Origin of the sequence: Streptomyces longispororuber, assembly GCF_024448165.1 — a bacterium.
In the GTDB taxonomy this organism is placed as follows: Bacteria; Actinomycetota; Actinomycetes; order Streptomycetales; family Streptomycetaceae; genus Streptomyces; species Streptomyces longispororuber_A.
This window is the reverse complement of sequence record NZ_JAMOLN010000291.1, coordinates 1-10,087: the sequence shown is the minus strand read 5'-3', so window position 1 is coordinate 10,087 and position 10,087 is coordinate 1. Positions and strand designations below refer to the sequence as shown.

Below are 10,087 nucleotides of genomic sequence, written 5' to 3'. Positions count from 1 at the left end.
GCGCGTCCCCGAGAAGCCGGGGTCCGCCCCACTCAGGTGTGTCAGGACGTTGCCGTCGTCACCGCTGAGGTCCAGGTGCGTAGGGCCTCGTCCACCTGGGGCTCCGTGACCACCAGGGCCGGGATCATCCGGACCACGTTGCCCCAGGGGCCGCAGGTCAGGAGGAGGAGGCCCTCGTCCGCCGCCGCCTGCTGGGCCCGGAGGGCGGTCGCCGGGTCGGGGTCGCCGTCCGGTGTCGTGAACTCGCTGGCCAGCATCAGGCCGAGGCCCCGTACGTCGCCGATCGCGGGGGTCTTCGCCGCCACGTCCTCCAGGCCCGCCCGCAGCCGCGCGCCCATCGCCGCCGCGTTCGCCACGAGCCCCTCCTCCGCGATGACGTCGAGGGTGGCGCAGGCCGCCGCGCAGGCGACCGCGTTGCCGCCGTACGTGCCGCCCTGGGAGCCGGGGCGCACCTTGTGCATCAGGGCGGCCGGCGCCGCGATGCCGGACAGCGGGAATCCGCTGGCCAGGCCCTTCGCCGTGATCAGCACGTCCGGCCGCACGTCGAAGTGGTCGTGGCCCCAGAAGCGGCCGGTGCGGCCGACGCCCGTCTGGATCTCGTCGAGGATCAGGACGATGCCGTGGCGGTCCGCGCGTTCCCTGAGCCCTTGCAGGAAAGCCGTGTTGGCGGGGACGTAGCCGCCTTCGCCAAGGACGGGTTCGACGAGGATCGCCGCCGTGTCGTCGGGGTCGGAGACCGTCTGGAGGACGTGGTCCAGCTCGCGCAGCGCGAACCGGGTCGCCGTCTCCTCGTCCCAGCCGTAGTGGAAGGCGTTCGGGAAGGGCGTGATCGCCACGCCCGCCATCAGCGGGCCGAACCCGGTGCGGATCTTCGTGCCGGACGTCGTCAGGGACGCCGCGGCGACGGTGCGTCCGTGGAATCCGCCGTGCGCCACGATGATGTTGGGGCGACCGGTGGCCTGGCGGGCGAGCCGCATCGCGGCCTCCACCGCCTCGCTGCCGGAGTTCACGAAGAAGAGGCTGTCGAGGCCCTCGGGGAGGACGTCGCCGAGTTTCTCCACGAGACGTTGCAGCGGCTGGTGCAGGACGGTCGTGTACTGGCCGTGGATCAGCGTCGCGACCTGCTCCTGCGCGGCCGCCACCACCCGTGGATGGCAGTGCCCGGTGCTCGTCACCCCGATCCCGGCGGTGAAGTCCAGATAGCGGCGGCCGTCGATGCCGTAGAGGTGGACGCCTTCCCCGCGCTGCGCGACGACGGGGGTGGCCTGACGCAGATGCTCGGACAGTCGGGTCATGACTCCAGCGTCAGTGCCGCGCCGAACGGGCGTCAATGGGTCATGTGTGGCGATTCGCGTCTCGGGTGCCGAACCCGCGCTTCCACGATTCGCAGGAGTTCTGCGTAATTTCCGTACGGGCGGGGTTCCCAAGCCCTGATGGTTATGCAACAGTCCTGCGCAACCCACTCGACCGACCGGCGAAGGCGGATGCGATGGCGTCGCACGACCGGGCGCGCGGGCACGATCTCGCGGCTCTGCGCGGCCTCAACACCCAAGTGGTGCTGCGGGCGTTGCGGCAGGAGAGCCCGCAGACGGTGAGCCGGATCGCGGGCGCCACCGGACTGTCCCGGCCGACCGTGGAAGCGCTCGTGGAGGAACTGGTCGGCCGGGGCTGGATCGCCGAGACGGACGCCCCGGCGGCGGGCCGCGCCCCGGGGCGGCCCGCGCGCCGGTTCCGGTTCCGGGCCGAGGCCGGGCACGTCGTCGGCGTCGACATCGGTCTGCGGAAGATCGTGCTGCTGCTCGCCCGGCTGGACGGCGAGGTCGTCGCCCGCCGTCGCGAGGACTTTCCCGAGGAGCTGACGGGCGCCGAGCGGATCGAGCTGCTGCGCGGGCGGCTGCGCGCCTTCCTCGCGGACCAGGGCCTCGGCCCGCACGACGTGTGGTCGGTGGGCATCGGCGTGCCGGGCATGGTCGACGAGACGGGCCGGATCCGGTCGGTGATCGTGCCGGACTGGACCGACCTGGACCTCGCGCGGCGGCTCGCGGACGACGTCCCGTGCCGGATCCACGTCGAGAACGACGTGAACCTCGCGGTGCTCGCGGAGCACTGGCGGGGCGCCGCGATGCTCGCCGACGACGTGGCGTGCGTCCTCGTGGGGCGGCGCATCTCGTGCGGCGTGATGATCGACGGCCGGCTGCACCGGGGCCGGCGCGGCGGCGCGGGCGAGCTCGGCATCCTGCCCCGACTCGGCCTGGACGCCGCGGAGAAGGCGCTCGCCTGGGACGCGGACCGGCGGCCCGGCGAGTCGGAGACCGACGCGCTCGCGCGGGCCGTGCGGGCGGGCGACGCCGGGGCGCTCGACGTCCTCGACCGCTATCTCGCCGGGGTCGCCCCGGGCATCGCCGCGCTCGTCCTCGCGCTCGACCCCGAACTTCTCGTCCTGTCGGGCGCGTTGGCGCCGGTCGGCGATCCGCTGGGCCCGCTGCTCACCGAGCACCTGCGCCCGATCACCCTGCACGTGCCGCGCATCGCGGTCAGCACGCTCGGCCGCGAAGGCGTCGCTCTCGGCGCCGTACGCCGCGCCCTCGACGCGGTCGAATCCCACCTTGCCGACGGGGCAAGGCCGTTACGGCCCTGAGCCGGTACCCGCCCCCGTATCCGTGACCAGACCCCTACCCGTACCTCACCCGCTCTCTCCCCCTACCTACCGGAGACGCGTATGCGCAGGAGAACGCTTCTCGCCGGTGCGCTCGCGGCGACCCCGCTGGCCGCCGGCTGCAGCACCGGCGGCGAAGCTTCCGGCACCGCCGAGGCCGGCGGCCGCACCACCCTCACGTACGGCATGTGGGACGTGGCCCAGGCGCCCGGCATGCAGCAGATCATCAAGGCCTTCGAGCGCGAGAACCCGGACGTCTCCGTGGAGATCCAGCTCACGCCGTGGAACACCTACTGGACGACGCTGCGCACATCGATGCGCGGCGGCACGGCGCCCGACGTGTTCTGGATGAACGCCGTGAACATCCAGCTGTACGCGGCGAACGGCGTGCTCGAACCGCTGGGCGAGCACATCGAGCGGGACCGCACGCCGGTCGGCAAGCATCCGAAGGCGCTCGTCGACATCTACGCGTACGACGGTGAGCAGTACGGGCTGCCGAAGGACTTCGACACCATCGGGCTCTGGTACAACAAGGAGCTGTTCGACAAGGCGGGCGTCAAGTACCCCGATTCCAGCTGGACGTGGGACGACCTGCGGGACGCGGCGCGGGAGCTGACGAATCCGAAGGCGCGGGTGTACGGGATCACCGCGGAGATGGACCGGCAGTCCAAGTTCTATCCGACGGTGTTCGGCGCGGGCGGGTACGTGCTGCGCGACGGGCGGTCCGGGTTCGCCGACGAGCGGTCCATCGAGGGGCTGCGGTTCTGGACGGACCTCGTGGACCGGGGCTGGTCGCCGCCGCAGAGCGCCATGGCGGAGGTGCGGTCGCGCAATCTGTACCTGTCGGAGCAGACGGCGATGAACTACGACCTGTCGGCGATGGCGTCGTTCATGTACGGCACTCCGGCGATCAAGGACCACGGCGGGGTCACCGTCCTGCCCAAGGGCCGCGAGCGGGCCACGGTCATCCACGGCCTGGCGAACGTCATCAGCGCCAAGTCCCGCAAGAAGAAAGCCGCGTGGAAGTTCGTGGACTTCATGGCGCGGCGCCCGGCCGCCGAGATCCAGGCGAAGGGCGGCGTCACCATCTCCTCGTACGAGGACACCCAGGACGCCTGGCTGAAGTCGATGCCCGAGTTCGATCTGCGCAACTTCATCGACATGCTCGACTATGCGGTTCCGTACCCGAGTTCGCGGAACACGGCGGTCTGGGAGGACCTCGAGTACCTGCTGCTCGGGGCGCCGTTCAGCGGCAAGGGGAACATCGAGGACGCCGCCCGCACCCTGGCGAAACAGATGGACAGGGCGCTCGACGAGGAGGACAAGTGATGGCTGTTTTCCCGTCGACGGCCGCCGCGGAGGCGGAGGGCCGGATCAGGAGGCCGCGTACGAAGGCCGGGCCCGGCGGTGCCACGCGCGGCCCCAACTCGCGGACGCAGAAGGCCGCTTACCTGTTCATCGCGCCCATCGGTCTCGGTTTCCTGCTGTTCTACATCTGGCCGATGTTCCAGACGTTCGGCTACAGCTTCACCTCGTTCGGTCCGTTCGGCGGCAACAGCTGGATCGGCGGTGACAACTACGCGCGCGTCCTCCAGGACGTCACCGTGTGGCGGGCCGTCGGCAACACCCTGCTGTACGGGGCGATCGGGCTGGTCACGCTGCCGCTGTCGATCGCGGTCGCGGCGCTCCTGAACCGGCGCGGGCTGCGCGGCGTGTCCGTCTACCGCGCCCTGTACTTCATCCCGTTCGTGACGCTGCCGGTCGCGGTGGGCCTGGTCTGGAACTGGCTCTACAACGGCAACTTCGGTCTCCTGAACGAGGTCCTGTCGTGGTTCGGCATGTCACGCCACTACTGGGTGTCCGACCCGTCGTCGGCGCTGTGGGCGATCGGGCTCGTGTCGGTGTGGCAGAGCATCGGCTACTACTTGATCATCTTCATCGCGGGGATCAAGGGCATCCCGCAGGACTACTACGAGGCGGCCGAGCTGGACGGCGCGGGCCCGGTGCGCCGGTTCTTCACCATCACGCTGCCGCTGCTGAGCCCGAGCATCTTCTTCGCGGCGATCATCTGCGTCATCAACTCACTCCAGATGTTCGACCTGATCTACGTGATGATGGCGCCGACGAACCCGGCGCTCGGCTCCACCCAGTCCGTGGTGAGCCTCTTCTACCAATGGGCGTTCCAGCAGAACAACCAGGGCGCCGCGGCCGCGCTCGCCTTCGTCCTGATGCTGCTCACCGCGTCCCTGACGTACCTTCAGTTCCGGCTCCAGAAGAGGTGGGTGCACTATGCGTGACCGGCTGCGCCGCGTGGACGGCGGCTCCGTCGCCACGCATGTCATCCTCTCGCTCGGCGCTCTCGTGATGGTCTTCCCGTTCCTGTGGCAGCTGCTGACGGCGCTGAAGACGCTGGGCGAGGCCGTGCACGTGCCGACGACGTTCCTGCCCGAGAAGTGGAACTGGTCCTCCTTCGAGGAGGTCTTCACCGCGCTGCCGTACGGGAAGATGCTCGGCAACAGCGTCATCAACACGGTCGGCCGCACGGTCGGCCAGCTGGTGTTCTGCTCGCTCGCCGCGTACGCCTTCGCCCGGATGCGGTTCCGCGGCAAGAACGTGCTGTTCGCCCTGTTCCTGTCCGTGCTGCTCGTTCCGTCCTCGCTGCTCGTCCTGCCGCAGTACGACATCATCCAGCGCCTCGGACTGCTCAACTCGGCGCCCGCGCTGTTCCTGCCGGGGATGTTCAGCGCGTTCGGCACGTTCATGCTGCGGCAGTTCTTCCTCTCCCTGCCGCGGGAGCTGGAGGAGGCCGCCCGGATCGACGGCGCGGGTCCCTTCCGCATCTTCTGGTCGATCATGCTGCCGCTGATCCGGCCCGCGCTCGCCGCGCTCGCGGTGATCACGGCGATGTGGTCGTGGAACGACCTGCTGTGGCCGCTGGTCGTGAACACCGATCCGGCGAAGATGCCGATCAGTGCCGGACTGACCTCACTGGAGGGCCAGTTCGAGACCAACTACCCGGTGATGATGGCCGGTTCGCTGATCGCGAGCCTGCCGATGATCCTCCTCTACCTCTTCCTGCAGCGGCACTTCGTGCAGGGCATCGCCCAGAGCGGCACGAAGGGCTGAGCCCGAACCCGCACCACCGGAAAGGACTTCCATGGCACGCCTCGACGTGGGCCTGATCGGCGCCGGCGGCATCGCCCGCGCCCATCTGCCCGCCTGGATCGCGCTGGGCGCACGCGTCACGATCCTGTCCACCGACGGCAACGCGGAGAAACTCGCCGCCCGCCACGCCGAGTCCGGCGTGACGGCCGTGCGCGGCCTCTCCGAACTCCTCGACCGCGCCGCCGTCGTCGACCTGTGCACTCCCACCTTCACGCACCGGCAGCTCACCCTCGACGCGATCGCCGCGGGCAAGCACGTGGTGTGCGAGAAGCCGCTCGCACTGACCGTCGCCGAGGCGCGGGAGATGGCCGACGCGGCCGAGGCGGCGGGCGTCCTGCTCTTCCCCGCGCACGTCGTGCGCTACTTCCCGGCGTACGCGGCGCTCGCCGAGTCCGTCGCGGCGGGCGGCGTGGGCGCGCCCGCGGTGCTGCGCTTCACCCGGTCGGGCAGCTACCCGGTGTGGGCGCCGTGGTTCGGCGACCCGGCGCTGTCGGGCGGCATCCTCGTCGACCAGATGATCCACGACTTCGACTTCGCCCGGCTGCTCGCGGGCGACGTGGTCCGCGTCCACGCCCAGGTCCGCGGTCGGCAGGAGCCGGGCGCGCGGGCGGGCGACGTGGCCACGGGCACGGCGGTCCTCACGCACGCGTCCGGCGCGGTCAGCCACGTGCTGGGCGTGTGGGGGCTGCCCGACCTGCAGTTCCGTACGACGTTCCGGGTCGCGGGCCCCGGCGGCATCCTGGAGCACGACTCGACCGCGCACACCGGCTTCCGCGTGCTGGCCCAGGGGACGCGGCCGCTCGGCGAGGGCATTCCCGGCAGTCCGATGACGGAGAGCCCGTACCTGACCGAGCTGCGCGAGTTCGCGGTGGCGGTCGAGGGCGGTCCGGTGCCGCGGGTGTCGGCCCGCGACGGTGTCGAGGCGGTCCGGATCGCCGCTGCCGCAGCCGAGTCCGCGCGCACGGGCGAGCCCGTCGAGATCAAGGTGACCGAGGAGGCCGGGCTGTGAAGGACCTGAAGGTCGGGGTGCTGTCGTTCGCGCACGTCCACGCGGGCGGTTTCGCCCGCCTGCTCGGCGCCATGGACGGCGTGCGGGTGCTGGCGGCCGACCCGGACACAGACCTGGCGGCGCCGGGCGAGGTGCGCGGAAAGGCGTTCGCGGCGCAACTGGGCGTCGACTACGTGGACTCCTACGAGGAGTTGTTCGCCTGGGGCCCGGACAAGGTGGTGGTCTGCTCGGAGAACGTCCGGCACCGCGCCCTGGTCGAACGCGCCGCGTCGCACGGCGCCGACGTCCTCTGCGAGAAGCCCCTCGCCACCACGCCGGAGGACGGCGCGGCGATGGTGGAGGCATGCCGGGCGGCCGGGGTGCGGCTCGCGGTGGCGCACCCGGTGCGCTTCAGCCCCGCCTATCTGGCGGTGCGCGAGGCGGTGCGGGCGGGCACCGCCGGCGACGTCCTCGCGGTGTCCGGCGCGAACAACGGCTACATGCCGGGCGGCCGGCGCCGCTGGTTCGTGGACCCGGCGCTCGCGGGCGGCGGCGCCCTGACGGACCACACCGTGCACATCGCCGACCTGCTCGACGACCTCTTCGAGGCGAGCCAGGTCACGTCCGTGTACGCGCAGACGAACAACGTGCTGTACGAGGGCGAGGTCCCGGTCGAGACGGCGGGCCTGCTCACCCTCACATACGCGAACGGGGCCGTCGCCACGATCGACTGCAGCTGGAGCCAGCCGCGGCACCATCCGGCCTGGGGCGGCCTGTCGATGCAGATCGTCGGGGACCGGGCGACGCTGGAGATGGACGCCTTCGACCAGAAGGTGCACGGCTTCAGCGAGGCGTCGCGCGCCGGGGTGGAACTCCCCTACGGCGTCGACCTGGACGCGCTGATGCTCCGTGAGTTCCTCTTCGGCGACGGCTCGGGCCCGGTCGGCGTGACCGACGGCGCGTCCGGGCTGCGGTCGCTGCGGATCGTCGAGGCGGCGTACGAGTCGGCGCGGACGGGGCGGACCGTGGCCGTCGGGTAGCGTCGCGGGATGCGCAGAACCGATGCGACCGGACGGGACGGGGCGTGGGCCGGCCTGGAGCTGGAGGTGACGGGCCGGCCGCGCCCCGGTCTGTGCCCGTACGTGGCCGAGGGCCGGCGTCTGGTGCTGCGGCGGGCGGACGGGGCGCCGGTGCTGTTCGGCCGGGTCACCGGGGACCACTGCGGCGTCGACTTCCTGCGCGCCGGGGCGTTCCGCTCGCCGCTGCCGCCGCTGCGGGCCGACACGGCGCGGCGGGTGCGCGGCCCGGCACGGTGGGCGCACCGCTTCGCGGACGCGCTGGAGCGGGCCGCCGACAGCCCGCTGCACGACGGCCGTTGGGCCTTGACGGCCGGGACCCGGTTCCAGCGGTGGCGGCCGGAGGTCGAGTCGCCGGTCGCCCACTGGCGGGACCTGCTCGTCGAGGGCGACCCGGACGGCGAACTCGACTGGTTCGTGCACAACGGCTCCTGGGAGGTCCTGCCGCTGCGGGCCTGGCCCGACGCGACGGACGCGCGGGTCAAGGCGTACCGCAAGCAGGCCCGGGACGGCACCCTGCCGCCCGTGCTCCTGTGGTGGTTCAGCGGATTCGACGCCCATCTCGTCCTGGACGGGCACGCGCGGCTCGTCGCCGCGCTCGCGGAGGGCGTCGAGCCGCCCGTCCTCGAACTCCTGCGGCTCGCGCCCGCGGACGAGGTGACGAAGGACACGGCCACCGCGGTGGCGGCGTACGGCGCGGAGATGGCCCGGTTCCGGACACTGCGGGCCACGCACGGCGAGCGGGTCCCGGACGGCGCCGCGCTCATGGGCCCCGTACTGGCTCGGGCCCTGCACGACGCGCGGTCCGGGCATCGGCCCACCTGGGCCTGGCCGTTGCCGGGCGGCGCCGAGCAATGGGATCGGACGGCACGGGAGTTGTCTCCGGGGTGGGAGGGACTGCGGGGGTAGCGGGTCCACGGCCGGATCGGCGGCCCGCCGCGCACGACGCCCGGGCGGGTGCGGCAGGATGGCCCGGCGCGCGGGTCGTCACTTCGTCGACACGCGCCCTTCACATCCCCGGACAAGCAGGTACCACGTGACGAAACATCACATAGCAGTCCCCGCCGCGCTGTTGCGCCGAGCCCTCGCGGGAGGTGCCCGGTGAACCGCTCGCTCGAACTCCACGACCTGATCGGGGCCGGTGTCGCGCTCGTCGCGGGACTGCTGGCCGGGCTGCTGCTGCGCACGCTGCTGCGCTGGCTCGGCGACCGGGCCAGCCGGACGCGGTGGGGCGGGGACGACATGATCGTCGACGCGCTGCGCACACTGGTGCCGTGGGCGGCGTTCGCGGCGGGCGGGGCGGTGGCGGCCCAGATACTGCCGCTGACCGAACGGACCGGCCGCACGGTGAACATGGTGCTGACCGCGTTCGTGATCGTCGCGGCGACGCTGACGGCGGCCCGGGTCATCACCGGTCTCGTCCGCACGGTGGCGCAGTCCCGGGCGGCCGTGGCGGGATCGGCGACGATCTTCGTGAACATCACCCGGGTCGTGGTCCTGGCGATGGGCTTCCTCGTCGTCCTGCAGACGCTCGGGATCTCCATAGCGCCACTGCTCACCGCCCTCGGCGTCGGCGGTCTCGCCGTCGCCCTTGCGCTCCAGGACACCCTCGCGAACCTCTTCGCGGGCGTGCACATCCTCGCGTCGAAGACGGTGCAGCCGGGCGACTACATCCGGCTCAGCAGCGGCGAGGAGGGCTACGTCGTGGACATCAACTGGCGCAACACCGTGGTGCGTCAGCTGTCCAACAACCTGGTGATCATCCCGAACACCCAGCTCTCCGGCACGAACATGACCAACTTCAGCCGTCCCGAGCAGGAGATGACGCTGACCGTCCTGGCAGGCGTCGGCTACGACAGCGATCTGGAGCAGGTCGAGCGGGTGACGGTGGAGGTCGTCACCGAGGTCATGAAGGACGTCGAGGGCGCGGTCCCCGACCACGAGCCGCTGGTCCGCTTCCACACCTTCGGCGACTCCCGGATCAGCTTCAACGTGATCCTCGGCGTCGGTGAGTTCAGCGACCAGTACCGCATCAAGCACGAGTTCATCAAACGCCTCCACCAGCGCTTCCGCGCCGAGGGCATCGGCATCCCGTCGCCGGTGCGGACGGTGGCCCTCACACAGGGCAGCGCGCCGGTGATCATCCCGCAGCAGCGGCACGGCGCGGAAGCGCTGGTGGAGGCGTTTGATGAACTCGTGCTT

Annotated in this window: 9 protein-coding genes; 8 read left to right on the top strand and 1 reads right to left on the bottom strand. The window is 71.6% G+C overall.

Annotated elements, in window-relative coordinates; genetic code table 11:
- Positions 1-41 precede the first annotated feature (41 nt).
- The gene (locus M4J07_RS44015; RefSeq protein WP_255982244.1) at positions 42-1,295 is read right to left on the bottom strand and encodes an aspartate aminotransferase family protein; all 1,254 of its coding nucleotides are present in this window, start codon (positions 1,293-1,295) and stop codon (positions 42-44) included.
- Between the two features lie 194 nt (positions 1,296-1,489).
- Between M4J07_RS44015 and M4J07_RS44010 the strand changes: the two genes are divergently transcribed.
- From M4J07_RS44010 to M4J07_RS43975, 8 genes are all read left to right on the top strand, one after another.
- A complete protein-coding gene (locus M4J07_RS44010) occupies positions 1,490-2,638 on the top strand; it encodes an ROK family transcriptional regulator (protein ID WP_255982242.1) in 1,149 nt (382 codons plus the stop codon).
- Between the two features lie 81 nt (positions 2,639-2,719).
- The gene (locus M4J07_RS44005) at positions 2,720-3,985 is read left to right on the top strand and encodes an ABC transporter substrate-binding protein (protein WP_255982240.1); all 1,266 of its coding nucleotides are present in this window, start codon (positions 2,720-2,722) and stop codon (positions 3,983-3,985) included.
- Positions 3,985-4,953 (top strand): carbohydrate ABC transporter permease, encoded by a 969-nt coding sequence (locus tag M4J07_RS44000; RefSeq protein ID WP_255982238.1) that lies wholly within the window; start codon positions 3,985-3,987, stop codon positions 4,951-4,953. Before M4J07_RS44005 ends, M4J07_RS44000 begins: the two co-directional genes overlap by 1 nt.
- A complete protein-coding gene (locus M4J07_RS43995) occupies positions 4,946-5,782 on the top strand; it encodes a carbohydrate ABC transporter permease (protein ID WP_255982236.1) in 837 nt (278 codons plus the stop codon). Before M4J07_RS44000 ends, M4J07_RS43995 begins: the two co-directional genes overlap by 8 nt.
- Positions 5,783-5,813: 31 nt before the next feature.
- On the top strand, positions 5,814-6,830 hold the full coding sequence (locus tag M4J07_RS43990) for a Gfo/Idh/MocA family protein (RefSeq protein ID WP_255982234.1): 1,017 nt from the start codon (positions 5,814-5,816) through the stop codon (positions 6,828-6,830).
- Positions 6,827-7,849, top strand: a complete 1,023-nt coding sequence (locus tag M4J07_RS43985; RefSeq protein ID WP_255982232.1) for a Gfo/Idh/MocA family protein — start codon at positions 6,827-6,829, stop codon at positions 7,847-7,849. Before M4J07_RS43990 ends, M4J07_RS43985 begins: the two co-directional genes overlap by 4 nt.
- 9 nt (positions 7,850-7,858) lie before the next feature.
- Positions 7,859-8,794, top strand: coding sequence for a hypothetical protein (locus M4J07_RS43980; protein WP_255982230.1), 936 nt, complete (start codon positions 7,859-7,861; stop codon positions 8,792-8,794).
- Between the two features lie 192 nt (positions 8,795-8,986).
- Positions 8,987-10,087: mechanosensitive ion channel family protein (locus tag M4J07_RS43975; RefSeq protein WP_255982228.1), on the top strand; the 1,101-nt coding region annotated here is incomplete at its 3' end.